The organism is Acidovorax sp. 22279 (assembly GCF_052045435.1).
Taxonomy (GTDB): domain Bacteria; phylum Pseudomonadota; class Gammaproteobacteria; order Burkholderiales; family Burkholderiaceae_C; genus Acidovorax; species Acidovorax delafieldii.
In genome coordinates this window covers 177,030-201,511 of record NZ_JBQEOV010000004.1, presented here as the reverse complement: position 1 = coordinate 201,511, position 24,482 = coordinate 177,030, and the positions used below count along the sequence as shown (strand labels likewise).

The following is a 24,482-nucleotide window of genomic DNA, read 5'->3' as shown; positions in this document are numbered from 1 at the left end:
CCATCCCGCTCAGCCGGATCATCCTCCGGTTCCCAACAGGAGCACCCCATGTCCCCCAAAACCACCATCTGCCTCTGGTTCAACGGCACGGCACTGGAGGCGGCGACGTTCTACGCAGCCACCTTTCCCGACAGTGCCGTGGGGCGGGTGATGCATGCGCCCGGCGACTACCCCGCAGGCCAGCAGGGTGACGTACTGACGGTCGAGTTCACGGTGCTGGGCATCCCGTGCCTGGGGCTGAATGGCGGCCCGGCCTTCACGCACAGCGAGGCGTTTTCGTTCCAGATCGCGACGGACGATCAGGCCGAAACCGACCGGCTGTGGAACGCGATTGTGGGGAACGGCGGGCAGGAGAGCGCCTGCGGCTGGTGCAAGGACCAGTGGGGGCTGTCGTGGCAGATCACGCCACGGGTGTTGACGCAGGCCATCAACGACCCGGACCGCGCGGCGGCCAAGCGGGCCTTTGACGCGATGATGGCCATGCGCAAGATTGATGTGGCGGCCATTGAGGCGGCATGGCGTGGGTGATGGCGGTGCCGCAGATTTTTCACTTTGTGTGGTGAATTTTTGACTCAAAACCCTTCCTTGCGCCTGTCCAGCAATCTCTTTTAGCTATTTATTCAATAGCAATTTACCTGCTGCGCCCCATCACCGGCGCATGCAGCGCCATCAACCCCGCCACCCATTCAATGAACACCCGCACCTTGACGCTCACATACCGTTGGGGTGGGTAGGCCACGTACAGCGGCATCGGCTCCAACGTCCAGTCCTGCAGCAGGGGCACCAGCTCGCCAGCCGCCACGTGGGGGCGGGCCATGTAGTCGGGCAGCCAGAGCACACCCAGGCCCGCCAGGCCTGCGGCCAGGTAGGCGTTGCCGTCGTCCACAGCGCAGATGTCGTGGCCCTGGGCGCGCACGTGTTCGGTGCCGCGGCGCATCTCGAAAGGCAGAGGCTGGCCGGTGCGCGCCCACAGAAAACCCACGGTGCGGTGGTGCGGGCCTTCCAGCGCCTGCGGGTGCTCGGGCGAGCCCGCGCGCAGCAGGTAGCTGGGGGCGGCGTACACGCGCAGTTGCAGGTCGCCCACATGGCGTGCGATAAGCGCCGGGTTGGTGAGGGCGCCGCCGCGCACCACGCAGTCCACGTTGTCGCCCACCATGTCCACTGGGCGGTCGCTCACGCCCATGTGCAGGAGGATGTCGGGGTACTGCGCGTGGAACGCGGGCAGCGCGGGGATGAGGACCAGGCGCGCAAGGGGGCTGGGCACGTCCACCCGCAGGCTGCCCCGGGGCGCGGCGGCGGCGGTGGAAACGCTGGCATCGGCATCGTCCAGGTCGGCCAGCAGGCGCACCACGCGCTCGTAGTAGGCAGCACCATCGGGCGTGACCTGCACGCGCCGGGTGGTGCGGTGCAGGAGCTTCACGCGCAGGCGCGCTTCGAGCTGCTGCACCAGCTGCGTGACGGTGGTGCGGCTAAGGTGCAGGGTGAGGGCAGCCTTGGTGAAGCTGCCGGATTCCACAACGCGGGCAAAGGCCTGCAGGGCGTCAAAACGGTCCATGGCGTACAGGTAGTTGAGGCGTGCCGAAGGGGCGGCATGCCCGCCATTGTTTGGCGATCAGGAACAGTGGTGCGCAGATTAGCCGGTTTATCGAAACAACGCGCGCTCCTACAGTGCCTGCATCGCAATCATCTTCCCTGCAGAACGAAAGGAATCCCATGCCCCAGCGTGATGTTGTCTTCCCCGCAGGCCGCCAGGCGCTGTACGAGCGCAACCGCTATTCGCCCGCCGTGCGCGCCAACGGCTTCTTGTTTGTCTCGGGCCAGGTGGGCAGCCGCGAGGATGGCTCGCCCGAGCCCGACCTGGCCGCACAGGTGCGCTTGGCGTTCAGCAACCTCAACGCCGTGCTGCACGCTGCAGGCTGCACGTTTGACGACGTGGTGGACGTGACGATGTTCGTGGTCAACCCAGAGGCGAACTTCGAGACCGTCTGGGGCGTCGTGCCCGAGTTCTGGGGCGAGGCGCCCTACCCCACGCTGACGGGCATCGGGGTGACCTGGCTGTACGGCTTTCAGTTCGAGATCAAGGTGATTGCGAAGCTGCCGGAAAGCGCGGGTTGATGGTCGATTTTTGAATCAAATAGGCCGCTAGCGCTTATTGATCAAGCGCTAGCAGCTATTTCATTCATAGCATCACAGGTTCGGCGCCAGCAGCCGCTCCAGCACCTTCTCGTCCATGCCCCGGCGCTGAGCCATGTCGTGCAGTTGGTCTTCGCCAATCTTGCCGACGTTGAAGTACACGCTGTCGGGGTGGCCGATGTAGAAGCCGCTCACGCTGGCGGCGGGCATCATGGCCAGGCTTTCGGTGAGCGACATGCCGATCTCGCCAGCCTGCAGCACGCGGAACAGGTCGGTCTTGGCGCTGTGGTCGGGGCAGGCGGGGTAGCCGGGCGCGGGGCGGATGCCCTGGTACTTCTCGGCAATCATGTCGTCGTTGCTCAGCGCTTCACCGGCAGCGTAGCCCCACAGGTCGGTGCGCACGCGGTGGTGCAGGGCTTCTGCAAAGGCTTCGGCCAGGCGGTCGGCCAGGCTCTTGAACATGATGGCGGAGTAGTCGTCCAGCGCGTCGATGAAGGCTTTTTCCTTCTTCTCGATGCCCAGGCCCGCCGTCACGGCAAACATACCGGCGTAGTCGGCAATGCCGCTGGACTTGGGCGCCACAAAGTCGGCCAGGCAGCGGCTGGGGCGGGTCACGCCGTCGATGGTGTGTTTCTCGGCTTGCTGGCGCAGGCCGTACCAGGTCATGGCCACTTCGGTGCGGGTGTCGTCGGTGTAGAACTCGATGTCGTCATCGTTCACGCTGTTGGCGGGCAGCAGGGCCATCACGCCGCTGGCCGTGAGCCACCGGCCTTCGATGATCTTCTTGAGCATGGCCTGCCCATCGGCAAACACACGCGTGGCTTCCACGCCCACGATCTCGTCGGTGAGGATGGCGGGGTACGGGCCGGCCAGGTCCCAGGTCTGGAAGAACGGGCCCCAGTCGATGTACTTGGCCAGCTCGGCCAGGTCGAAGTTCTTGAACACGCGACGGCCCAACGCGCGGGGCACAGCGGGCTGGTAGGCCGACCAGTCCACGGGCGTCTTGTTGGCGCGGATCTTGGCCAAGGGCCACAGGGGCGTGGCCTTTTTGTTGGCGTGCTGGGTGCGCACCTTGTCGTAGTCGGCGTTCAGCTCATCCACGTAGCTCTGCACGCCGTCGCCCAGCAGGCTCTGCGCCACGCTCACGCTGCGCGAGGCGTCGGGCACATAGACCACAGGGCCTTCGTAGTGCGGCGCGATCTTGACAGCGGTGTGCACGCGGCTGGTGGTGGCGCCGCCGATGAGCAGCGGGATCTTCTTGATGCGGAAGTGGTCGTCCTTCTGCATCTCGCCGGCCACGTACTGCATCTCTTCGAGGCTGGGGGTGATCAGGCCCGACAGGCCCACGATGTCGGCCCCCTCGACCTTGGCGCGCGCCAAAATCTCGTGGCAGGGCACCATCACGCCCATGTTCACCACCTCAAAGTTGTTGCACTGCAGGACCACGGTGACGATGTTCTTGCCAATATCGTGCACGTCGCCTTTCACGGTGGCGATGATGATCTTGCCCTTGCTGCGCACATCGCGCCCAGCCAGTTCGTCCTGGCGCTTTTCTTCTTCGATGTAGGGGATCAGGTGGGCCACGGCTTGCTTCATCACGCGCGCACTTTTCACCACCTGGGGCAGGAACATCTTGCCCGCGCCGAACAGGTCGCCCACCACGTTCATGCCGTCCATGAGCGGGCCTTCGATCACGTGCAGCGGGCGCCCACCCTTGGCGAGAATGGCGCGGTAGGCCTCTTCCGTGTCTTCGGTGATGAAGTCGGTGATGCCGTGCACCAGCGCGTGCGACAGGCGCTCGCCCACCGTCTTGGGGTGCTCGGGCGTTCCGCGCCATTCGAGCTTCTTGCTCTCGTCCTTGGCGCCGCTCTTGGCGGTTTCGGCGATCTCCACCAGGCGCTCACCCGCGTCGGGGCGGCGGTTGAGCACCACGTCTTCCACACGCTCGCGCAGGGTGGGCTCCAGGTCGTCGTACACGCCCACCATGCCGGCGTTGACGATGCCCATGTCCATGCCGGCCTTGATGGCGTGGTACAGGAATACGGTGTGGATGGCCTCGCGCACGGGGTCGTTGCCGCGGAAGCTGAAGGACACGTTGGACACCCCGCCCGACACCTTGGCGCCGGGCAGGTTCTGCTTGATCCAGCGCGTGGCTTCGATGAAATCGACGGCGTAGTTGTTGTGCTCTTCAATGCCGGTGGCCACGGCAAAGATGTTGGGGTCGAAGATGATGTCTTCGGGCGGAAAGCCCACCTCATCCACCAGCACGCGGTAGGCGCGCTCGCAAATCTCGATCTTGCGGGCATAAGTGTCGGCCTGGCCCACTTCGTCAAACGCCATCACCACAGCGGCGGCGCCATAGCGCTTGACCAGCCGCGCCTCGTGCTTGAACTTCTCCACGCCCTCTTTCATGCTGATGGAGTTGACGATGCCCTTGCCCTGGATGCAGCGCAGCCCGGCCTCGATCACCTCCCACTTGGAGCTGTCCACCATGATGGGCACGCGGGCGATGTCGGGCTCGGACGCGATGAGCTGCAGAAACCGCACCATGGCCGCCTTGCTGTCGAGCATGGCCTCATCCATGTTGATGTCGATGACCTGCGCACCGTTTTCCACCTGCTGGCGCGCCACGGCCAGGGCCTCTTCGTACTGGCCATTCAGGATCATGCGCGCGAACGCCTTCGAGCCGGTGACGTTGGTGCGCTCGCCGATGTTGACGAACAGCGTGCCCTCACCGATGGAGACGGGCTCCAGGCCGGACAGCTTCATGGGGGGCAGGGACGGGGCAGACGCGGACATAGGACTCACCTGTGCAGGGGCAGCAGAAAAACAGGTGAGCGTCGTTGCGGTGGGGCTTGAATAGCTTTTGGGTACCCAAGCCTGACGGCCCCGTCGTGGTGAGAGGCCGCTGCAACGCTCCTTGGGCAGATGCGGATTTTACCGGGTGATACGAGCTGGCGTTCGCCGCATCAACGCACCGGCAGGAATTGCAAAAAGGTACCGCCCACAATGCCCTGCACATAGCTGATGGCAGCGCGGCGGTACTTTTCGGTAGTGAACGCGGCCAGCAGGTCCAGCCGCGCGATGATCTTGCCGAACTCGCGCTCGAAGCTCAGGTTGCGGCCCTGCTGGCCGATCTCGTCGGCCAGCAGCAGGGGCTGACCCTGGGCGTTGCGGCGCTGCGCCAGTAGCCACACGGCGGTCTCGACGTTGCGCGCGGCGTTGTAGAGGTGCTGGGCATCCATGCCATCGAGCAAGAAGAACTCGGTCTTGCCGCCGTGGGCGGCGATGATCATGTCGGCCGTGGCGTAGATGAAGGCCGCCACGCGGTCGCCCGCGAACTCGGGCGCCAGGGCCAGCGCCATGGCTGCGATGTCGCGGCGGCCCTGCAGTGGGGCCCAGGGCTGGCGCTGCAGCACGGCGGTGCGCAGCTGCTCCAGCGCCTGCTCGCGGTTGGTGGCAGTGCCCTTGCGCCATTCGGCGGGGTTGCGGCGGTAGAGCTTGTCGGCCAGGCGCAGCAGGCCTTCCAGGTTCTCTTGCATGGCCAGGGTGGCCATGCGATTGGCGTCGGACTGGGCCAGTTCGGCGGCATGGGTGGGCGCCCCCTTCACCTCGCCGCGCGGCGTGGGGGCGTTGCTGGCACAGCCTGCCAATACGCAGCAGGACACCGCCACACCAGCCCACCGGCCCGGCAATCCCCGCAGCAGCAGCAACAAAAACGGCCCTCTCATGGGGCCGATTATGGGTGGCGGGTGAGCACCTCTGACCGCCGAAGAACGGCGGTTGACATTGTTTGAAGAAGCGCGTCTTGGACTCTTGTTACTACGCCGCCATGGCCGAAGCGGGCAGGCCGAACAGGTAGTCAAACACCCAGTTGAAGACAAAGGTGTAGCAAAGGAAGAACACGATGAGCCCCAGGTCCATCACAAACGCGTGCCACAGGCTCACGCCGAACCACCAGGCAAACAGCGGCACCAGCGTGAACACCAGGCCGCCCTCGAACCCGATGGCGTGCGCCACGCGCCGCGCCACGCTGCGGCCGCGCACGGGCTGGCGCGCCTCCCAGCGCTCGAACGCCCAGTTGAAGACGATGTTCCAGACGATGGCGATCACCGAGGCCACCACCGCCACCACGCTCGAATGCCCCGCGCCCTGGCCCGTGAGCAGCGCAAGGCCCACCGTGGCGGCGCCGATGGCGATCAGCTCGTACAGGGTCACGTAAATCACGCGGCGCTTGACGCCTTGCAAGCCAAAAAGAGTGGGTGTCTTGTCCATGGCCAGTACTTTATATTCGTCGTACTGACACATAAAGTCAGCTTATTTCAGTTTTATTGACAGATCAAACCGCCATGGCCTTCAACTCTGACAGCGTGCAGGTGTTTCTGACCGTGCTCGACCACGGCTCGTTCTCGGCCGCCGCGCGGGCCCTGTCGCGTGTGCCGTCGGCCGTGAGCATGACCATTGCCCACTTGGAGGCCGAGTTGGATGTGCAGCTGTTTGACCGCAGCGGACGCGAGCCCCGCCCCACCGCCGCCGCCCGCGCGCTGGAGCCCCAGGCCCGGCTGCTGGCGGGCCAGCTGCAGCAGCTCAACGCCCAGGCGCTGGCGCTCACCCAGGGGCTGGAGGAGCGGCTCACGCTGGCCATTGCGCCCGAGCTGCTGGCCTCGCGCTGGACGGAGGCGCTGGCGGCACTGGCGCAAGAACACCCGCTGCTGCAGATCGAGGTGCTGGCCGCGCCGCAGGTGGATGCGCTGGCGCTGCTGCACAGCGGCCGCGCGCAGCTGGCGCTGGTGTTCGAGCGGCCCAGCATCGACGGGCGCGAGGGCTTTCAGGAAGTGGGCACAGAAACCCTGGTGGCGGTGATGGCGCCGCAGCACCCGGTGCTGGTGGCCGCCCGCGCCGCCGCCCAAGCGCGCGGCGCACCATCAGAAGACGCCATGCTGCGCGAAGAGCACCTGACCACCACGCGCCAGATCGTGGTGGCCAGCCGCGACTTGGCACAGACCGACCCGCGCTTTGTATTTGCCCGCCACCACTGGCGCACCGACAACCACCTGGCCGCGCTGGGCCTCATCGAAGCCGGGATGGGCTGGGGCTGGCAGCCGCGCGCGCTGGTGCAGTCACGCATCGAGGCAGGGCGGCTGGTGGAAATGCCGTTCGAGAACCTGAGCAACGGCACCGCGCTGTGGGTGGACGTGGTGTGGTCCAAGGAGCGGCCGCTGGGCCTGGGCGCTGCGCGGTTTGTGGCGCTGATGCGGGACCAGCGGGCGCTGGAGGCCGAGCTGGCGTGATTTACGGCCTTTTTGGGCGGTAGCGCTAGTCGATCATGCTGTTGTAGCTACCAAATTCATAGCACTTCTTTGGACAATGGGTCCGGGGTATTCGCGGCACTCGCCGTCCTCGGGCACCCACAGGCGGTGCGCCCACCCGCCGCGCTGCGCCAGGGCGCGCACCTGGGCACGGGTGGTGGGGCAGTGGTCCAGGGCCTCCAGGTGGTTGACCACCACGGCGCCCGTCGTCAGTGCGGCAGCCTGTGCGACCTCGGCGGCGTCCATCAGGATGTCCGCGCCCAGGTCGAACCGGGCGCCACCGGCGGGCAGCACGGCCACACCGGGGTGCAGACGCTGCAGGCAGTCGCGCACTGGGGGCGTCAGCACCGTGTCGCCCGCCAGGTACACGCTGGGCTCGCCCGGCAGCTCCAGCAGGTAGCCGTGGCCGTGCTCCATGAAGCGCGCCACCCAGCCCCGGCCGTGGGTGCAAGCCACGGGCGTGACCTGCCCGCCCAGCGCAAAGGGCTGGCGGCCCTCACCCGCTAGCGGCAGCACCTGCAGGCCGCGCTGCGCCAGGTAGGCGGCGTCGTGCGGCATGCACATGACGGGAATCTGGCGCTCTCGCAAAAACTGCTTGCCCGCGCGGTCCAGGTGGTCAAAGTGCCCACGCTGGCAATGGGTGATGAGCGCGTGGGTCACGCGCTGCAGCGCCGCGTCGGCCTCGGCGGGCAAATCCACCAGGGGGTTGCGCTGGCGCCGAGTGCCCAGGTAGCGCAGCGCAGGCAGGCTGCCTCGGGGCGCGAGCATGGGGTCCACCAGCAGGCCGACAGGGCGGCCCGCGTGCTGGAACTCCAGCAGGACGGTGGCATTGCGCAATTGGGTGATGAGCATGGGGGCTTTCAGTGGGAAGGGGTGTTGCCATTGTTGAAAAGCAGGCCTCCCCCGAAAATGGCGCAGATTGACAATTTCTTGCCTTTTTGTGCCACCCATGGTTTCGCCACCCTCTCCACACCAGCCGCCTTTGCGCGTGGCACTGCTGCTCTACCCGGGCTGCATGCCAGCGGGCCTGTTTGCGGCGGCGGACATGGCACGCGCCGCCAACCTGCGCGCGCAGGCCAGCGTGATGGACATCTGCTGGGCGGGGGTGGACCTGTCGCCCGTGCCCACCTGGCAAGGCCCCGCGCTGGCCCCCACCGTGGCGCTGCAGCATGCCGAGGCCGATGTGGTGCTGGTGCCGGGCCTGTGGCTCTCGTCGCCCGACCAGCTGCAGGGGCCGCTGCAACAGCTGGCCCCGGTGGTACAGGCCTTGCGCGCGCTGCCCCGGCGCACCCAGCTGTGGAGCTACTGCGCGGGCGTGGTGCTGGCGGCTGCCAGCGGGCGGCTGCGCGGCCAGGGCGCCACAGCCACCTGGTGGTTGCGTGCGGCGCTGGAGCAGCAGTTTGCGCCGGTGGACTGGCGCTTTGACGAGCCGCTGGTGGCTGGCCCCACCGCCACCACCGCCGCCGGGGCCAACGGCTATTTGCCGCTGATGCTGCACGCGCTGGCCGCGCGCCTGCCGCCCCAGGCATTGACCGACCTGCAGGAGCTGCTGATGCTGCCCCGCCCCCGCACGGCGCACCCCGCATTTGCCGGGCATGACCTGATGACGCTGGCCGACGCCGACCTGCGCCGCGCCCTGCTGTGGGTGCAGCGCAGCCCCGCCACCGATCTGCGACTGCCTGCGCTGGCCCAGGCGCTGAGCCTCTCGCCCCGCACGCTCGCGCGGCGGGTGCAGGCCCACACGGGCCTGACGGCGGCCTTGTGGATGCGCCGCATCAAGCTGCGCCAGGCCAGCGAGGCGCTGTGCGACACGCCGCTGCCGCTCAAGCGCATTGCCGAAGACCTGGGCTTTGCCAGCGAGGCCGGGCTGCACCGCGCGTTCCGCCAGGCCACGGGGCAGACGCCGCTGGCCTACCGCATGGCACATGGCGTGCGCTAAGGGATCTTCTGCACGAATCGAGCGGCAAGTGGGCGCTGCGGATCGGGATGGGCTGCAAGGCGCAAAACGCAGCAATAGCCGCAGCTATTGCGAGTATTTGCAACGCCGCAGACCGCCCGAGACCGCAGCGGCACACGGCGCGGTGATTTGTGCAGAGGGTCCCTCAACGGCTCCCGCGGCAATTTTCAAGCCCAATCTGCTCCAAGCGCTAGTGAATCATGCGCAATCAGCTATCAACTTGATAGCATCATGTTTTCGTAGAAGAGGAGACCGCGCCCCCACAGCTGACGTACGATGGCCCATCGAGGAGCCCGCATGAACCACCCGTTTCACAGCAGCAACAAAGACGTGGCCCAGCGCTGGTCGCAGTGGCAGCCGGACGCGCCGCAGCACGACGACGAGAAGCGGCTCGACGGCCAGCCCGAGCGGCGCAAGGCCGGCAAACACCGCCGCACGGTGGCGCTCAAGGACTTTGATCCGTCGGCCAAGCCGTTTTCGCTGGGCGACAAGCTCAAGGACAAGGCCGCCACCGAGTCGATTGCGCAGGAGCTGGACACGCTGCAGAACCTGTTCTACGCCGACAAGCGCTACAAGCTGCTGGTGATCCTGCAGGGCACGGACACAGCCGGCAAGGACGGCACCATCCGGGGTGTGTTTGGCCGCATGAGCGCGCTGGGCGTGCACGCCGTGGGCTGGAGCGCCCCCACCGAGGCCGAACGTGCCCACGACTACCTGTGGCGCATCCACCAGAAGGTGCCCGGCGCGGGCGAGATCACGGTGTTCAACCGCAGCCACTACGAGGACGTGCTGGTGCCCGCCGTGAACGGATGGATAACCCCCGAGCAGCACCACCAGCGCTTTGGCCACATCAACGACTTCGAGCGCATGCTCACGCACACCGGCACCATCGTGCTCAAGTTCATGCTGCACATCAGCGCTGACGAGCAGCGCGAACGCCTGCAGGAGCGCCTGGACGACCCGGCCAAGCACTGGAAGTTCTCGATGAGCGACATCGAGGCACGCAAGCAGTGGAGCCAGTACCAGAAGGCCTACGAAATGCTGCTGGCCGCCACGCACACGCCCTGGGCGCCGTGGACCATCGTGCCTGCCAACTCCAAGACACACCGCAACCTGATGATCGCCACGCTGGTGCGCGAAGTGCTCACCGGCCTGGACCTGCGCTACCCGCCGGGCGACCCGGCGCTGCAAAAGATCCGCATTGAATAGGCCCCGCACCGCTGCGGATACGGCAGCGAGTGGTGCGGAGACAGGCTGCGCATGCCATCACTGGCCCGGCGGGCATTCGGGGATGCGGCCCCAGGCGTCGCCGCAGAAGTTCTGCCGTGTGCGGGTGAGGCAGCTCGCGCGCGACAGCTCGTTGCTCATGGCCGCGCACTGGGCCAGCGCGCCGCGCAAGCGGGCCAGGCTGTCGCCGGGCGACGGCGCGGGCGCTGCGGGCGGCGGCCACGGTGCGTTGTCGGCCGGTGCCACTGTGCGTGGCTTGCCGGTGGCAGGCAGCGATTCCGCATCGGCCACGCGGGGCGCGGTGACAGGCGTGAAAGGCGGCGCAGAGGCCGCAGATGCAGACGACGGTGCAGCAGCGGCACTGTCTGGTGCGGACGCAGCGGCTGCCGGGCGTGCGCGTTCGGATTCAATGATTTCCTCCGCCGGCTCGGGGCGGGCGGGTGCAGACTCCGCAGTGCCTGCGGTGCCGGGCACGGCGGCAGGGACTGCGACGGCCGGGGCCTGCTGCGGGGGCGGCACGGCATCGGGTCGGCCCAGCAGGTACCAGGCCGCGGCGCCCGCCACCACCAGCAGGGCCACTGCGGCGCCTGCGTAGGCCATGGCCGGTCGCTGGCGCGCCGGGCCCGCAGCAGGGTGCTCGTCGTCATCGAACACAAACTCCATCGGCGCCGGGGCAGCGGGGGTGGCGAGGTTGGCCTCTGCCTCCAGGGGGTGGGCGCACTTCACGCACCAACGCGCCGTAGGGTGGTTGGGCGCCTGGCACTGCGGGCAGGCGGTGTAGGTCACGCTCATGGGATTTCCCTCTCTTTTTTCATGGTCCCGGCGGTCCGGTGTGCGTCCGGTGTGTGCCCGGTGCTGCGCCTGGTTCTGTGCCGGGCTGGCCGAGTCTAGGCGCAACGGGCCGCCCGGTAAGGTCCGGACCCACGGGCCGCTATCCCGCCGGTAGATTGCCGCACTGCAGCATGGGACGGGGTTGCGCACAACTATGCATCAAATGCATAACCCACAAACACACCGGCCTTGGACAGTGCCCGGGCCGAGGCATAAGCTTCGCAGCCTGAACTGATCCCACAAGGAAATTCACCATGTCAAACCCCGTCGGCGCCCCCGCCGCACAATCCCACCCCCTGCCCTCGTACCTGCAGGCCGACCACCTCGGCCCCTGGGGCAACTACCTGCAGCAGGTGGACCGCGTCACCCCTTACCTGGGCAGCCTGGCGCGTTGGGTGGAAACGCTCAAGCGCCCCAAACGCATCCTGATCGTGGACGTGCCGATCGAGCTGGACAACGGCACCATCGCCCACTACGAAGGCTACCGCGTGCAGCACAACCTGAGCCGCGGCCCCGGCAAGGGTGGCGTGCGTTTTCACCAGGACGTGACGCTGTCGGAAGTGATGGCCCTGTCGGCCTGGATGTCGGTGAAGAACGCCGCGGTGAACGTGCCCTACGGCGGTGCCAAGGGCGGCATCCGCGTGGACCCCAAGAAGCTGTCGATGGGTGAGCTGGAGCGCCTGACGCGCCGCTACACTAGCGAAATCGGCCTGCTGATCGGCCCGTCCAAGGACATCCCCGCACCCGACGTGAACACCAACGGCCAGATCATGGCCTGGATGATGGACACCTACTCCATGAACGTGGGCGCCACCGCCACCGGCGTTGTCACCGGCAAGCCCGTGGACCTGGGTGGCTCGCTGGGCCGTGTGGAAGCCACCGGCCGTGGCGTGTTCACCGTGGGCGTGGAAGCCGCCAAGCTGACCGGCCTGGCGCTCGACGGTGCCCGCGTGGCAGTGCAGGGCTTTGGCAATGTGGGTGGCATTGCCGCCAAGCTGTTTGCCGAAGCGGGGGCCAAGGTAGTGGCGGTGCAAGACCACACCGGCACCATCTTCAACAGCAAGGGCGTGGATGTGCCCGCACTGCTGGCGCATGTGAAGACCCGTGGTGGCGTGGGCGGCTTTGCCGGCGCCGATGTGATGAAGGCCGAAGAGTTCTGGGGCGTGGATTGCGAGATCCTGATCCCTGCCGCGCTGGAAGGGCAGATCACCAAGGACAACGCGGGCCAGATCAAGGCCAAGCTCGTGATCGAAGGCGCCAACGGCCCCACGACCACCGAGGCCGACGACATCCTGCACGACAAGGGCGTGCTGGTGCTGCCCGATGTGATCGCCAACGCCGGTGGCGTGACAGTGAGCTACTTTGAGTGGGTGCAGGATTTTTCCAGCTTCTTCTGGAGCGAGGACGAGATCAACGCCCGCCTGGTGCGCATCATGCAAGAGGCCTTTGCGGGCATCTGGCAAGTGGCGCAAGAGCACAAGGTGAGCCTGCGCACTGCCACCTTCATCGTGGCCTGCCAGCGCATCCTGCACGCCCGCGAAATGCGCGGCCTGTATCCATAAGCCCTCGCCCGCCCCACGGGCCTGCCCCTTACCCGGGGCAGGCCGTCACACCACCGCCAGCCGCTGCGATCCAGCCCTGGCGGTTTTTCTTTGCCCAGGCCTTGCGCAGCCACCGTGGCTGTTGCGCCGTGGCGACGCAGCAAGCGCGCGCAACGGCCGTTCAAGGCCCCAGAACGACCGCGCAGCCGCCGCAGAAACCAAAAGATACGCACACATACAAATGGTGATCTTTCCCCCGGACCTTGCGTGAAAAACTGCCTGGACTTCGCATTCACGCCGTCTTCGGGAGATTCTGGTGGCCCTTCCATCTCTGCGCAGCCTGCTGGCGCGCTTTCTGCTCAGCCGCCTGCGCACCGCGCGCTCCGTGGCCCGTCTGGCGTACCGCCTGAATCCCCACAAACCCGCGCTCATCGACCGGCGCGGCACCCTCACCTATGCGCAGTTGCAGGATCGCGTGTACCGCCTGCAGGCCTGGATGCAGGCCCAGGGCGTGAAGAAAGGCGATGTGGTCTTCACCTGGCTGCCAGAGACCGGTGAGCAGTACGAAACCCGCCTGGCCACGTTCGAGAACGGCACCATCTTTGCCAGCTTTCACAAGCACCTGCCGGCCGAGGCAGCGCTCACGACCATGGGCCGCGTCAAGCCCACCGTCTTCATCCACGACCCGCTGCTGAGCGCGCCCATCCTGCAGGCCGTGCGCGAGCAGCTGCCCGGCCTGCGCGTGCTGGCGCTGGGGGATGAATACGAGCGCGCCCTGGCGCAGCAGACCCCCTCTGCGGGAACGGCCGACGTGCACGAGGACGATGTGTTCGCGCTGCACATGACCTCGGGCACCACGGGCCTGCCCAAGTCCATTGGCTACAGCAACCGCAAGTACCTGGACAGCGTGCGGTTGATCTCGCGCGCCATCGACTTCAAGCCGCCCGCCAACGGACCGGACGTGAACATGCTGGGCCTGCCGCTCACCGGCCCGGGCTCGGGCCTGGTGCTGCCCACGCTGCTGGCGGGTGCGGCGCTGGTGATGCCCGAGGACTTCCGCGCCACCACGCTGGCCGGGCTGATCCAGAAGCACCGCGTGTCGCGCGCTTTCCTGTCGCCCTCGGCCATCATCGACCTGCTGGACGAGCCCACGCTGGGCCAGTACGACCTGTCGTCGCTGACCCATGTGCCCTACGGCTCGGAGATGATGCCCGCGCCCAAGATCGCCGAGGCCATCCGCCGCTTCGGGCCCATCTTCCAGCAGGGCTACGGTTGCCTGGAGGCCCTGCCCCCCATCACCTGGTTGCTGCCCCACGAGCATGTGGACGCGCAAGGCAACCCGCTGGGCAACGACATCCTCTCCACCGTGGGCCGCGTGATGCCGGGTGTGGACGTGGTCATCCGCGACGAGCAGTTTGTGCCGCTGCCGCTGGGCCAGATGGGCCTGATCACCGTGCAGACGCCGGTGCGGTTTGATGGCTACTGGCTGGACCCGGAAAAGACCAGCGAGACCCTGCGCGACGGCTGGGTGGTGATGGGGGACCTGGGCTATTTCGATGCTGCGGGCTATCTGCATGTGCTGGGCCGCAGCGCCGACCGCGTGGTGCGCCACGGCCAGGCACTCAACCCGCGCGAGATCGAGGAAGTGGCGCACTGCCATCCTGCCGTCAAGGAAGCCTGCCTGGTGCAGCATGGCACCGCCGCCGTGCTGGTGTCCAGCCTGCGGCAGATCTGGCGCAACGACCGGGGCACCCAGGCGCTGGAGCACGATCTGGCAGAGTTTCTGGTGCAACACCTGCCGCCCGAGATGCGGCCCGACGATGTGCGCCTGGTCACCGAGATTCCGCGCAGCTTCCTCAACAAGATGCTGCGGCGCGAGGTGCGCCTGATGCTGGAAGCCATGCCGCCGCGCAGCAGCGCGGCGCACACGGCGCGCGCAGAGCCTGTGGCGGGCTCGATGGCGATGGCTGCCCGGGCCGAAGCAATGGCATCCGCACACCCATGACAGCCCCCATGAACATGCAGCACACCCCACACATCCGGCTGAGCCTGGGCACCAAGCTCGGCTACGCCGTGGGCAACGTCGGCCTGCAGATGCTGATTGCGGCCATGAGCTTCCTGCTCATGATCTTCTACACCGATGTGGCCTTGGTGCCTCCGGCCGTGGCCGGTGCGGCGCTGCTGGTGGGCAAGGTGTGGGACACCATCAACGACCCGCTGTTTGGCTGGCTGACCGACCGCACGCGCTCGCGCCACGGCCGCCACCGCGTGTACCTGATCTACGGCGCCCTGCCCCTGGCGGTGGTGGCTGCCGCCGTGTGGATGGTGCCGCCGGGCCTGAGCCCCTGGGCAGCGTTTGTGTGGATCGCCGTCACCTACACCTTGTTCGACACCGTGATGACGCTGGTGCAGCTGCCCTACCAGGCCATGGCCGCCAACATGACGCAGGACTACGACGAGCGCACCAGCCTCACGGCTTTTGCATCCATGGGTGCCCTGCTGGGGTTTTTTGCGGGCAGCGTGTTCATGCCCCTGCTGGTGCGGGCAGCGCCCGATGCACGCACGGGCTACGCACTGGCCGGCGCCTGTTTCGGGCTGGCCGCCGGGGTCGCCGTGGCCGTGGTGGCCTGGCGCGTGCGCGAGCCCGCCACCACCGGCGACTTATCGCCTGCGGCCCCAAACCCTCCAGCAGCCACACCCGGCTGGGCGTCGGTACGCAGCACCCTGCTGGCCACGCTGCGCAACCGCCCGTTTGTGATGCTGGTGAGCGCAGCCGGGCTGGTGCGGCTGGGCCTCACGCTGGTGCAGGCCTCGCTCGCTTATTTCGTCATCTACCAGCTGCAGGGCGACAAGGGCGATCTGCCACGCTTCATGGGCATCCTGCTCGCGGTGGTGGGCGTCTCGCTGTTCGTCTGGAAGCGCGTGGTGGACCGCTGGGAGAAAAACCGGGCCTACATCCTCGGGCTGGTGTTCTGCTGTGCGGGGCTGGTGGCGCTGTACTGGGTGGGCCCAGGCCAGCAGGCCCTGGTGACGGGCATCCTGGTGGTGGTGGGCATCGGCATGGGCGCGCACTGGATCGTGCCGTTTGCCATGGTGCCCGACACCATCGACCACGGCCACATGCAAGCGGGCGAGCGGCAGACCGGCATGTACTACGGCCTGTATGGCCTGGTCGACAAGCTGGCTCGCACCCTGGCCACGGTGCTGGTGGCCGGCATGCTGGAGCTGACCGGTTACGTGCCCAACGTGGCCCAGTCTGCCCAGGCGCTGCAGGGCATCACGGCCATGACGGGCCTGCTGCCGGCACTGTGCCTGGTGCTGGCCATCCCGCTGCTGATGGCCTACCCCATCACCCGCGCCCGCCATGCAGACCTGGTGCGCAGCGTGGGCGCTGCCGCCCCGGCGGAGACGGCCAGTGCGGCAGCAGTGGCCGCAACCCCTGTGCGCCAGAGCGAACACACCACCCGCCCTGCGTGGGAGCCCTCACGCAACCTGCCCGGCGGTGGGCACGACTTCGCACACAGTCGTTAGAGAACATCCGGGAGCGCCCTCAGGCAGACGGCGCTGGCCCGACGGGTTCGGGCGGCAACACGCCGCGCAGCGCCAGACAGAAGGGCTGCGCACACTCAGCGCGCGCTGCGTACGGGCAGCCCACGGTCTCGCACAGGCCCGAATCCCCGTTGCGCGCCCGCGCGTCCTCGCGCGGCACCTGGCCGCTGGCTTGCAGCACGGCCATCTGGGTCCAGGGGTCCAGGCGCCCTGTGGCCTGCTGCAGCATGTCGCGGCCGTACACGGTGGCGGCCAGTTGGGGCTGCAGGTCCAGCACCAGCAGCGCGCTGGTGCGCGGCGCGGCAGCATCCATGCCCTGCAACACCAAGGCCATCACCCCCGATTGCAACGCCTGGCCGCCGCCCGCAAAAGGCACTTGCAGCGCGCCGCTCGCTGCGGTGGCGCCCGCGCCCAGGCTTGCGCTGCCTTGCGCCGCCGCCGCGCCCGCAGCGGCAGGTGACGCCTGGGCCGCCAGCCACGGCACCGGGGCACGCAAGGTCAGCGCCAGCCCGCGCGGCCCCTCAGGCGTCGACACCACGCCCTGACGCACCAGCCAGGTTTGCAGCGGCGGCTGGTCGGCATCCAGCGCGCCGCTCTCCAGCGCCTGCGCCATGCCAATCGGCCAGGGCTGCGCGGCCACCACGCGCTGCGGCACCCCGGCCTGGGCGGTGACCTGTGCGACCAGTGCGCTCACCATCCGCAGCAGCGGTGCGCTCAGGCCCGACGCAGGCCAGGCCGTGCCACTTGTGGCGGAGGCAGCGGACGCCGCGACATTGCCAGACGTACCCAGGGTTGCGCCACGGGGCAGCGCCGATGCCCCCGGGGGGGCAGCCCGCGCGGCCACCTCACCCCTTGCGCCCAGCAAGCTGCCATCGGCCCCGCCCGCCCGGCGCGAGTCGAAGCCCGCCGCCAACTGCTCGCGCGCCTGGGGCGAGATGCTGGCCTGGTCCGCCGGTGTAGGCAACGGTCCGCCAGGCGGGCTGGGTGAGGTGACCGAGGGCGGCGGCGCGCTGGGGTCTGCCGTGGGCAGCGGTGCGGGTGCAGCAGATTTGGGTCTGTCCAGCCCCAGCAACGCCGTCTGCCGCTGCAGCGCCGCCTCGGCCAGGAACTGGGCCACCGGCGGCAGTGCCGTGCGGGACGGATCGATCGGGAGGGTCATGCCGGGTTGCCTGGGGAAGGGATGCCCGATTCTGTAGTGATTCGCCCGGCGTGAACAGGCCATGGTGCGGGCAAACCTGCCACGCGCATCAGCTATCAACTACATAGCAAAAGGTGCAATGAAGTCCAGCGCTACCAGCATTTTTTGCCCACAATCCGGTTCCACCGCCCGCCGCGCTGCCTCTCAGCGCGCAGCCACCTCGCCACCATGCCCCCGCACACCACCGCCCGCTCGCGCCTTGTTGATCGCCACCCCACACCCCACACCGGGGTTGCGCCTGCACTGCTGATGGCCGTGCTGGGCTTCCTGCTGTTCAGTGGGTGGATGTATGCGCCGCAGTGGGAGCGCGCCTTCCGCTCGGACGGCTCGCCGGTGTCGTGGCTGTCGAGTGCGCTGCTGCTGGCGCTCAGCATCACGGCCCTGCGGATGGTGGGGGACCGCGCCTTGCCCCGGCGGCTGGGTGCCTGGCTGGCGCTCTCGTTTTTTGTACTGGCGCTGGACGAGCAGTTCATGCTGCACGAGCTGTGGAAGTTCCGCTGCCATGAATGGACGGACGCCTGCCGCTGGGCTCCCGTGCGCGAAGCCCCCATGCTCGCCGTGGCGGTGGTGGGCCTGCTGACCATGGCCTGGCTGCACCGCGCCTTGCTACACACCGGCACCCGCGCCCTGCTGTGGGCGGGCCTGGCTGTGGGCTGGCTGGCGATTGGTGTGGACCAATGGCCCGAAGTACAAGCGCGCTGGCCCAGTCTGCCCGAGCTGCCCGCCCTTCTGGCCACGCTGGAAGAAGGGCTGGAAGTGGTGGCTGAGGCGCTGGTGCTGGGGGCGTTGTTGCGTCAGCCAAGGCAGCGATAAGAGGGAGGCGCCGAGCAGCTCCGCTGGCAGACGGATGAGAGCCATGCCCGACGTTCAGCAGTACTCAGCTGAACTGCTCATAAAACACATCAATCGGGCTCGTGGCGACCTTGGCCTGGAGGGGAAAAATCTCCCAGGGATTTTCAACGCTCATGTCATCAAGGCGAGCCAACAATTGATCCCGCACAGCCGCTTTCACTTCCTGTCGCCAGTTCAAGACCTGGCCCCAGGTTGAACTCCCATTCAAATGCAATGGAAACCGCACAGCTTGCACTGATGCGCTATAGGCCAGAGGAAAGAGCCGCCTGTAGGCGTGAAGGTTGTAGAGCCACGAAACGCCACGCACTGTTGTAGCCATTGGCGCACTTCGCTGAACATGTGCAAACAAGTCGCGCAGGTCTGACATCCTCGCGCCGACGTTCTCAACGGCCAATGGACTGGAATTGAGTCCACTTGGCGGTAGAAAGTGGATGCGCAAGGTACCGGTGGCATCGGGCGGGTCGTACGAGAAGCAGCCAAACGACCGTTCGAGTTCGGGGTAGGAGTGGGGCCGCTGGTACTCGGCGCACAAGGCGAGTTGGGCAGCATGGTCACTGCCTGTGCTTTGAACTCTGGCCAAGAAGCGATTCCATTGAGTCTCGCCGGCGTTGCCCCAAAGGTTCAGCCTGCGTCGCAGGTTAGTACAACGGTCAATGGCCACGTCAATTGGAACCGACGCTTTCACCGCATAGTGCGCGGCAAACTTCAATTGAAGAGAAAAATAACATTCAAGCATTGAATTGGACGGTGACACTGGCTCGCCGACTGCTGCTCCCAGCCGAACGTTGTCCAGCAGCCTCCCCTCACGTGCACTCCTGATCCACCCAATACCCCGCCGGAAACCACTGGCCGTTGATATTGAGGTACCAGCGCCATTCAAAGATGGGCTCAAAGCTCATGCCGCCCGGCGAGGGGGTGTCGATGCGCAGGATGTCCGCCACGCCGTCGCGGTCCAGGTCGATCTCGTGCACCGTCACCGCTGTTTTCTTGCGCTCGGGCTGGGGCCGGTAGGGCGAGTCGGCGGGCATCATCCAGCTGGTGGCATAGCGCCTGGAGCGCACCTTCACCGCCTCGGGCGGCAGCCTGCCGGGCACCACCAGGCGCACCAGCACTTCAGCGGAATCTGACACCTTGGCATAGCCGCGCACGGCAGTGGTCTCGTCGTTGCGCGGGTCGTCAAAGCCCTTGTCCGGGTAGTGGCCGCCGCAATAGTGGTCTGCATTGCTGATGTCCCAATACCGCCGGCCCAAGGTGCGGGCGCCCACCAGGCCCTGGTGCGTGATGGCGTACAGCGTGAGCGCCGGGGCAAAGGCCAGATCGGCACCGCCCACGTCCCAGAAGCCAGTCACGAACTCGATCTCGGGTCCGCTGTGGCGGTTGAAGCTGCCATAGGGCACAGCGGTGGGCTCCACGGCAATACGGCTGCCCGCCACGGCCGCGATGCCGTCGGCCTCGGTCTCGTGCAGCAGGGCCACGCTGGTGTGGCTGCGGAAGTACGACAGGGCAATGGCAGGCAGCGTGGGGGCGGATGCCAGGGGCGCCACGGCCGGGATATGGTCCACGGCGCGGGTGGCCAGCTTCAAGTTGTCCAGCGGGTTGACGGGGCGGCCCCGGTCGATCTCCTGCTCGGGCCGCAGCAACACGCCGCCGCGCATGAGCTTTTTGGCAGCCTCCCATTCGGGGCGCAGGGGGTACTGCACGGGCATCCGGGACGTGTGGCTTTTGGCCAGCGCGGGCAGTTGCAGCGCAGGCGGGCGTGGCAGGGCATTGCCGTACGCCCGCATACGGTTGGCGGACGGCGCCACCCAGAAGGCGCGGGCAGCGTCCTTGCCCGCCTGGGCCAGGGTGAGGGGCTGGTCGCCCAGCAGGTTGCAGGCCACATGGGCTTGCAGGGGCTCAGGCAAAGGCGGGCCCAGGCGCACATCGCCCGCATAGAGCACGGCGCACCAGCCGTCGCGCTCGGTGAGCTGTTGCAGCACGGTGTTGGCAGGCACCTGGGCCACGATGCGGGCCTGCGACTGGGTAGCATCGCGCAGGTTGACCCAGGAGCCCTGCACATAACGCTGCTTGGCGGGCGCCACAGCCGGCGTCTGGGCATTGACCGGGCCTACGAGAACTGCGCCCAGTAAAGCAGCCATGGTCCAGTGGCGAGGCCGTGTGGCGTGCACCAAGGTCTTCATGCTCCAGCCCCTGCAAAAGAGTTACACCGCCAATGCAGGCTCTGCCGCTGCAGCAGGCGGCTGGGATTCGACCACCCGCGCCAGCAGCGCGCCGCTGTAGCGTGCAGGCAGCGGAATCCACACGCGCACGGGGCTACCCTGGGCGACCTGCACGGGCTGGCCTTCCACGTTGCGCATTTCCTGCAGGCGCACGGTGGTGTTGCCGCTGGGGTGCACCACCTCGATGAGGTCACCCACGGCAAAGTGGTTCTTGGTTTCGACCTGTACCCATTCTCCAGACAGCCCCACATCGGCCTGTCCTTCGGCACCCAGCACCTCGCCCACATACTGGCTGCGCTGCGTGGCCGAGTGGCCGTTGATGTAGTTCTGGTAGTCGTTGCTGGGGCGGCGCTCCAGCAGGCCGCCGGTGTAGCCGCGGTTGGACAGGCCTTCCAGCTCGATCAGCAGCTCGGGGTTGAAGGGGCGGCCCGCCACGGCATCGTCAATCGCGCGGCGGTAGACCTGAGCGGTGCGGGCCACGTAGTACAGGCTCTTGGTGCGGCCTTCGATCTTGAGCGAATCGACACCGATCTGCGCCAGGCGCGCCACGTGCTCCACCGCACGCAGGTCCTTGCTGTTCATGATGTAGGTGCCGTGCTCGTCTTCCATGATGGGCATCATCTGCCCGGGGCGGCCGGCCTCTTCGATGAGGTAGACCTTGTCGGCCTTGGGGTGGCGCTCGCCGTTGCCGATGGTCGATGCAAAGGACTGCTCGGCCTTCTGCTGCGCGGCCTCGAAGTTGAAGTCACCTTCCATCTTCTGGGCAATGGCTTCGCCGGTGGTCGGGTCGATGTCGGCGTCGTGCGTGGCGTAGTTCCAGCGGCAGGCGTTGGTGCAGGTGCCTTGGTTGGGGTCGCGGTGGTTAAAGTAGCCGCTTAGCAAACAGCGGCCCGAGTACGCGATGCACAGCGCGCCGTGCACGAACACTTCCAGCTCCATGTCGGGGCATTCCTGGCGGATTTTCTCGATCTCGTCCAGGCTCAGCTCGCGCGAGAGGATGACGCGCTCCACGCCCATCTTCTGCCAGAACTTCACCGCCGCCCAGTTGGTGGTGTTGGCCTGCACCGAGAGGTGCACCACCTGCTCGGGCCACTTTTCCTTGACCATCATGATCAGGCCCGCGTCGGCCATGATCAACGCGTCGGGTTGGCAGTCGATCACGGGCTCGATGTCGCGCAGGTAGGTGCGGATCTTGTCGTTGTGCGCAATCAGGTTGCTGGTCACAAAGAACTTCTTGCCGCGTGCGTGGGCCTCGTCAATGCCTTGCTTGATCTGCTCCAGGCGGAACTCGTTGTTGCGCGCGCGCAGGCTGTAGCGCGGCTGGCCTGCGTACACCGCGTCGGCGCCAAAGTCGTAGGCGGCGCGCATCTTGTCGAGCGAGCCGGCGGGCAGGAGCAGTTCGGGGGCTTTGAGGGTGGTCATGGGGTGGCCCAATCTAAAAATCGTCGGGGTCAGGTTCAGCGGGGCGCGGCAGGCATCAGCGGCAAGCCCGCAAGCATGCCGACGGCCTGCGCAGGCAGTTCTTCGGCATCAAAGGCCTTGTCGCCATCGGCATCCGCCACGCCATTGGGTACCAACCCCTTGAAGTCGAACTGGCGCGGGTCCATGAAGTGCGAGGGCACCAGGTTGCGCAGCGCCACGGCCATGTTTTCGATGCGGCCGGGGTAGAGCTGCTGCCAGTCGCGCAGCATCTGGCCGATCTGCTTGCGTTGCAGGTTCTCCTGGCTGCCGCACAGGGTGCAGGGAATGATGGGGAACAGTCGGTGCTCGGCCCAGCGCGTGAGGTCGTCCTCGGCCACGTAGGCCAGGGGGCGGATGATGAGGTGGTCGCCGCGGTCGCTCTGCACCTTGGGTGGCATGCCCTTGAGCTTGCCGCCAAAGAACATGTTGAGGAAGAACGTCTGCAGCATGTCGTCGCGGTGGTGGCCGAGCGCTATTTTGGTGCAGCCCAGCTCGTCGGCCACGCGGTACAGGATGCCCCGGCGCAGTCGGCTGCACAGGCTGCACATGGTCTTGCCTTCGGGGATGTGCTCCTTGACGACGCTGTAGGTGTCCTGCGTTTCGATGTGAAACGGCACGCCGACCTGCGTCAGATACTCCGGCAGCACGTGGGCCGGAAAGCCGGGCTGCTTCTGGTCGAGGTTGACGGCGATCAGCTCGAACTTGTGGCCGTTGCGCTGCTGCAGCATGCGCAGCACGTCGAGCATGGCATAGCTGTCCTTGCCGCCCGAGACGCAGACCATGACCTTGTCGCCGTCTTCGATCAGACCAAAGTCGGTGATGGCCTGGGCCACCTGGCGCACCAGGCGCTTTTCGAGCTTGAGCGCGGCGTGGGCGGCAGCCTTGGCAGCCGCTGCGGCAGCGTCGTCGTCGCCCTCCACAAAGGAAGAGGCGGGCGGGGTGGCGGTATCAAGCATGGAATGGACGGACCAGACGGCGAAACGGGATGGCGCAATGAAGGGGGGATTGCAAGGTTGCCGCACCCAGCGGCGCCTTGCAATGGGCTGCCGCACTGCGCTGGTACGGCATTGACTACTATTTTTATAGCTACCAGCGCATATGGAACAGGCGCTAGCAGCCAATTCGACTCAAATTCAGGCTTCTGCGGGGTAGAACATCTTGCGCGTGGGCACATCGGCCACCGCCCTGGCAATGGCGCCAATGTGGTCTGGCGTGGTGCCGCAGCAGCCGCCCAGGATGTTGACCAGCCCCTCGGCCGCAAACTCGTGCACCAGGCGGCTGGTGATCTCGGGCGTTTCGTCAAAGCCGGTGTCGCTCATGGGGTTGGGCAGGCCGGCGTTGGGGTAGCAGCTGATGAAGGTGTCCTCGGCCACCCGGTTCAGCTCCTGGATGTAGGGGCGCATCAGCGTGGCGCCCAGAGCGCAGTTCAGGCCAATGGCCAGCGGGCGCGAGTGGCGCACGCTGTGCCAGAAGGCGGTGACGGTCTGGCCCGACAGGATGCGGCCCGAGGCGTCGGTCACGGTGCCGCTGATGATCAGCGGCAGGCGCTCGCCGCTCTTCTCAAAGAACTCGTCAATCGCGAACAGCGCCGCCTTGGCGTTCAGGGTGTCGAAGATGGTCTCGACCAGCAGCACGTCGGCGCCGCCTTCGACCAGCGCCTCAGTCTGCTCGTAGTAGGCAGCGCGCAGGGTTTCAAAGTCGATGTTGCGGGCGCCGGGGTCGTTCACGTCGGGGCTGATGCTGGCCGTCTTGGGCGTGGGGCCCAGAGCGCCGGCGACGAAGCGGGGCTTATCGGGCGTCGAATACTTGTCGCAGGCAGCGCGCGCCAGCTGGGCCGAGCGCAGGTTCATCTCGCGCGCCAGGTGGGCCATGTGGTAGTCCTCCTGTGCCACGGTGGTTGCGCCGAAGGTGTTGGTCTCGATGAGGTCGGCGCCAGCGGCCAGATAGCGCTCGTGGATGTCGCGGATCACGTCGGGCCGGGTGATGCTGAGCAGCTCGTTGTTGCCCTTCACGTCGTACGCAAAATCCTTGAACCGGTCCCCCGCGCCATCCGGCCCGGTGTAGCCCTCGCCCCGGTACTGCGCCTCGCCCAGCTTGAAGCGCTGGATCATGGTGCCCATAGCGCCGTCAAGGATGACGATGCGTTGGGCGAGGATGTCGGGCAGTTGCGCGGCGCGGGTGTAGTGGAGGGCTTGCATAGGCCCC

21 protein-coding genes and 1 riboswitch are annotated in these 24,482 nt (G+C 67.1%); of the genes, 9 read left to right on the top strand and 12 right to left on the bottom strand.

Translation table 11 applies throughout. The annotated features are described in order from the left end of the window. Positions 1-48 precede the first annotated feature (48 nt). Entirely contained in the window at positions 49-528 is a 480-nt protein-coding gene (locus ACTJKQ_RS07205; protein ID WP_440596446.1) for a VOC family protein, read from the top strand. A gap of 103 nt (positions 529-631) precedes the next feature. Here ACTJKQ_RS07205 and ACTJKQ_RS07200 read toward each other — a convergent pair whose 3' ends face one another. Continuing rightward, entirely contained in the window at positions 632-1,555 is a 924-nt protein-coding gene (locus tag ACTJKQ_RS07200) for a LysR family transcriptional regulator (RefSeq protein ID WP_440596445.1), read from the bottom strand. A gap of 158 nt (positions 1,556-1,713) precedes the next feature. Between ACTJKQ_RS07200 and ACTJKQ_RS07195 the strand changes: the two genes are divergently transcribed. Beyond that, entirely contained in the window at positions 1,714-2,115 is a 402-nt protein-coding gene (locus ACTJKQ_RS07195) for a RidA family protein (protein WP_440596444.1), read from the top strand. Between the two features lie 72 nt (positions 2,116-2,187). On the opposite strand, the gene metH is transcribed toward ACTJKQ_RS07195, so the two are convergent. The 3 genes from metH to ACTJKQ_RS07180 all read right to left on the bottom strand — a co-directional run bounded on the left by metH (position 2,188) and on the right by ACTJKQ_RS07180 (position 6,408). Continuing rightward, the gene (metH, locus tag ACTJKQ_RS07190) at positions 2,188-4,941 is read right to left on the bottom strand and encodes a methionine synthase (protein WP_440596443.1); all 2,754 of its coding nucleotides are present in this window, start codon (positions 4,939-4,941) and stop codon (positions 2,188-2,190) included. 20 nt (positions 4,942-4,961) lie between these two features. Beyond that, positions 4,962-5,061, bottom strand: a riboswitch (S-adenosyl-L-homocysteine riboswitch). A gap of 41 nt (positions 5,062-5,102) precedes the next feature. Beyond that, entirely contained in the window at positions 5,103-5,864 is a 762-nt protein-coding gene (locus ACTJKQ_RS07185) for a hypothetical protein (protein WP_440596442.1), read from the bottom strand. Positions 5,865-5,955: 91 nt separating this feature from the next. Further along, complete coding sequence (locus ACTJKQ_RS07180; RefSeq protein WP_440596441.1) at positions 5,956-6,408, bottom strand: PACE efflux transporter; 453 nt, start codon at positions 6,406-6,408, stop codon at positions 5,956-5,958. A gap of 74 nt (positions 6,409-6,482) precedes the next feature. Between ACTJKQ_RS07180 and ACTJKQ_RS07175 the strand changes: the two genes are divergently transcribed. Then, complete coding sequence (locus ACTJKQ_RS07175) at positions 6,483-7,424, top strand: LysR family transcriptional regulator (RefSeq protein ID WP_288852969.1); 942 nt, start codon at positions 6,483-6,485, stop codon at positions 7,422-7,424. A 33-nt stretch (positions 7,425-7,457) separates the two neighbouring features. Here the strand turns inward: ACTJKQ_RS07175 and ACTJKQ_RS07170 are convergent, their stop codons facing one another. After that, on the bottom strand, positions 7,458-8,294 hold the full coding sequence (locus ACTJKQ_RS07170) for an MBL fold metallo-hydrolase (RefSeq protein WP_288852968.1): 837 nt from the start codon (positions 8,292-8,294) through the stop codon (positions 7,458-7,460). A 97-nt stretch (positions 8,295-8,391) separates the two neighbouring features. Between ACTJKQ_RS07170 and ACTJKQ_RS07165 the strand changes: the two genes are divergently transcribed. Together ACTJKQ_RS07165 and ACTJKQ_RS07160 are read left to right on the top strand one after the other, a co-directional pair. Continuing rightward, complete coding sequence (locus ACTJKQ_RS07165; protein ID WP_440596440.1) at positions 8,392-9,381, top strand: GlxA family transcriptional regulator; 990 nt, start codon at positions 8,392-8,394, stop codon at positions 9,379-9,381. Positions 9,382-9,696: 315 nt separating this feature from the next. Then, on the top strand, positions 9,697-10,608 hold the full coding sequence (locus tag ACTJKQ_RS07160; RefSeq protein ID WP_288852966.1) for a PPK2 family polyphosphate kinase: 912 nt from the start codon (positions 9,697-9,699) through the stop codon (positions 10,606-10,608). A gap of 57 nt (positions 10,609-10,665) precedes the next feature. Here the strand turns inward: ACTJKQ_RS07160 and ACTJKQ_RS07155 are convergent, their stop codons facing one another. Then, positions 10,666-11,418 carry a hypothetical protein gene (locus ACTJKQ_RS07155; protein WP_440596439.1) on the bottom strand — a complete coding sequence of 251 codons (753 nt, stop codon included), beginning with the start codon at positions 11,416-11,418 and terminating at the stop codon, positions 10,666-10,668. A 293-nt stretch (positions 11,419-11,711) separates the two neighbouring features. On the opposite strand from ACTJKQ_RS07155, the gene ACTJKQ_RS07150 reads away from it, so the two are divergent. The 3 genes from ACTJKQ_RS07150 to ACTJKQ_RS07140 all read left to right on the top strand — a co-directional run bounded on the left by ACTJKQ_RS07150 (position 11,712) and on the right by ACTJKQ_RS07140 (position 16,529). After that, positions 11,712-13,019, top strand: coding sequence for a Glu/Leu/Phe/Val family dehydrogenase (locus ACTJKQ_RS07150; RefSeq protein ID WP_056057120.1), 1,308 nt, complete (start codon positions 11,712-11,714; stop codon positions 13,017-13,019). 295 nt (positions 13,020-13,314) lie between these two features. Further along, complete coding sequence (locus tag ACTJKQ_RS07145) at positions 13,315-15,003, top strand: class I adenylate-forming enzyme family protein (protein WP_440596438.1); 1,689 nt, start codon at positions 13,315-13,317, stop codon at positions 15,001-15,003. Next, positions 15,000-16,529 carry an MFS transporter gene (locus ACTJKQ_RS07140; RefSeq protein ID WP_440596437.1) on the top strand — a complete coding sequence of 510 codons (1,530 nt, stop codon included), beginning with the start codon at positions 15,000-15,002 and terminating at the stop codon, positions 16,527-16,529. Before ACTJKQ_RS07145 ends, ACTJKQ_RS07140 begins: the two co-directional genes overlap by 4 nt. Positions 16,530-16,548: 19 nt before the next feature. Here ACTJKQ_RS07140 and ACTJKQ_RS07135 read toward each other — a convergent pair whose 3' ends face one another. Beyond that, positions 16,549-17,706: a hypothetical protein gene (locus tag ACTJKQ_RS07135; RefSeq protein WP_440596436.1), complete on the bottom strand. Its 1,158-nt coding sequence runs from the start codon at positions 17,704-17,706 to the stop codon at positions 16,549-16,551. Positions 17,707-17,913: 207 nt separating this feature from the next. Here ACTJKQ_RS07135 and ACTJKQ_RS07130 point away from each other — a divergent pair, with 207 nt between their 5' ends. After that, a complete protein-coding gene (locus ACTJKQ_RS07130) occupies positions 17,914-18,558 on the top strand; it encodes a hypothetical protein (RefSeq protein WP_440596435.1) in 645 nt (214 codons plus the stop codon). Positions 18,559-18,622: 64 nt separating this feature from the next. Here ACTJKQ_RS07130 and ACTJKQ_RS07125 read toward each other — a convergent pair whose 3' ends face one another. The 5 genes from ACTJKQ_RS07125 to ACTJKQ_RS07105 all read right to left on the bottom strand — a co-directional run bounded on the left by ACTJKQ_RS07125 (position 18,623) and on the right by ACTJKQ_RS07105 (position 24,475). Next, positions 18,623-19,351: a hypothetical protein gene (locus tag ACTJKQ_RS07125; protein ID WP_440596434.1), complete on the bottom strand. Its 729-nt coding sequence runs from the start codon at positions 19,349-19,351 to the stop codon at positions 18,623-18,625. Positions 19,352-19,400: 49 nt separating this feature from the next. Continuing rightward, complete coding sequence (locus ACTJKQ_RS07120; protein WP_440596433.1) at positions 19,401-20,777, bottom strand: SH3 domain-containing protein; 1,377 nt, start codon at positions 20,775-20,777, stop codon at positions 19,401-19,403. 21 nt (positions 20,778-20,798) lie between these two features. Beyond that, positions 20,799-22,238, bottom strand: a complete 1,440-nt coding sequence (trhP, locus tag ACTJKQ_RS07115; protein ID WP_440596432.1) for a prephenate-dependent tRNA uridine(34) hydroxylase TrhP — start codon at positions 22,236-22,238, stop codon at positions 20,799-20,801. A 35-nt stretch (positions 22,239-22,273) separates the two neighbouring features. Next, entirely contained in the window at positions 22,274-23,233 is a 960-nt protein-coding gene (gene ttcA / locus ACTJKQ_RS07110) for a tRNA 2-thiocytidine(32) synthetase TtcA (RefSeq protein WP_440596431.1), read from the bottom strand. Positions 23,234-23,410: 177 nt separating this feature from the next. Beyond that, entirely contained in the window at positions 23,411-24,475 is a 1,065-nt protein-coding gene (locus ACTJKQ_RS07105) for a homocysteine S-methyltransferase family protein (RefSeq protein ID WP_440596430.1), read from the bottom strand. Positions 24,476-24,482 lie beyond the last annotated feature (7 nt).

Bases quoted from the DNA above. Each gene is read 5' to 3' on its own strand.
- ACTJKQ_RS07205 (WP_440596446.1), top strand. From the start codon at position 49: ATGTCCCCCAAAACCACCATCTGCCTCTGGTTCAACGGCACGGCACTG.
- ACTJKQ_RS07200 (WP_440596445.1), bottom strand. From the start codon at position 1,555: ATGGACCGTTTTGACGCCCTGCAGGCCTTTGCCCGCGTTGTGGAATCC.
- ACTJKQ_RS07195 (WP_440596444.1), top strand. From the start codon at position 1,714: ATGCCCCAGCGTGATGTTGTCTTCCCCGCAGGCCGCCAGGCGCTGTAC.
- ACTJKQ_RS07185 (WP_440596442.1), bottom strand. From the start codon at position 5,864: ATGAGAGGGCCGTTTTTGTTGCTGCTGCTGCGGGGATTGCCGGGCCGG.
- ACTJKQ_RS07180 (WP_440596441.1), bottom strand. From the start codon at position 6,408: ATGGACAAGACACCCACTCTTTTTGGCTTGCAAGGCGTCAAGCGCCGC.
- ACTJKQ_RS07175 (WP_288852969.1), top strand. From the start codon at position 6,483: ATGGCCTTCAACTCTGACAGCGTGCAGGTGTTTCTGACCGTGCTCGAC.
- ACTJKQ_RS07170 (WP_288852968.1), bottom strand. From the start codon at position 8,294: ATGCTCATCACCCAATTGCGCAATGCCACCGTCCTGCTGGAGTTCCAG.
- ACTJKQ_RS07165 (WP_440596440.1), top strand. From the start codon at position 8,392: ATGGTTTCGCCACCCTCTCCACACCAGCCGCCTTTGCGCGTGGCACTG.
- ACTJKQ_RS07160 (WP_288852966.1), top strand. From the start codon at position 9,697: ATGAACCACCCGTTTCACAGCAGCAACAAAGACGTGGCCCAGCGCTGG.
- ACTJKQ_RS07155 (WP_440596439.1), bottom strand. From the start codon at position 11,418: ATGAGCGTGACCTACACCGCCTGCCCGCAGTGCCAGGCGCCCAACCAC.
- ACTJKQ_RS07150 (WP_056057120.1), top strand. From the start codon at position 11,712: ATGTCAAACCCCGTCGGCGCCCCCGCCGCACAATCCCACCCCCTGCCC.
- ACTJKQ_RS07140 (WP_440596437.1), top strand. From the start codon at position 15,000: ATGACAGCCCCCATGAACATGCAGCACACCCCACACATCCGGCTGAGC.
- ACTJKQ_RS07135 (WP_440596436.1), bottom strand. From the start codon at position 17,706: ATGACCCTCCCGATCGATCCGTCCCGCACGGCACTGCCGCCGGTGGCC.
- ACTJKQ_RS07130 (WP_440596435.1), top strand. From the start codon at position 17,914: ATGCCCCCGCACACCACCGCCCGCTCGCGCCTTGTTGATCGCCACCCC.
- ACTJKQ_RS07120 (WP_440596433.1), bottom strand. From the start codon at position 20,777: ATGAAGACCTTGGTGCACGCCACACGGCCTCGCCACTGGACCATGGCT.
- trhP (WP_440596432.1), bottom strand. From the start codon at position 22,238: ATGACCACCCTCAAAGCCCCCGAACTGCTCCTGCCCGCCGGCTCGCTC.
- ttcA (WP_440596431.1), bottom strand. From the start codon at position 23,233: ATGCTTGATACCGCCACCCCGCCCGCCTCTTCCTTTGTGGAGGGCGAC.
- ACTJKQ_RS07105 (WP_440596430.1), bottom strand. From the start codon at position 24,475: ATGCAAGCCCTCCACTACACCCGCGCCGCGCAACTGCCCGACATCCTC.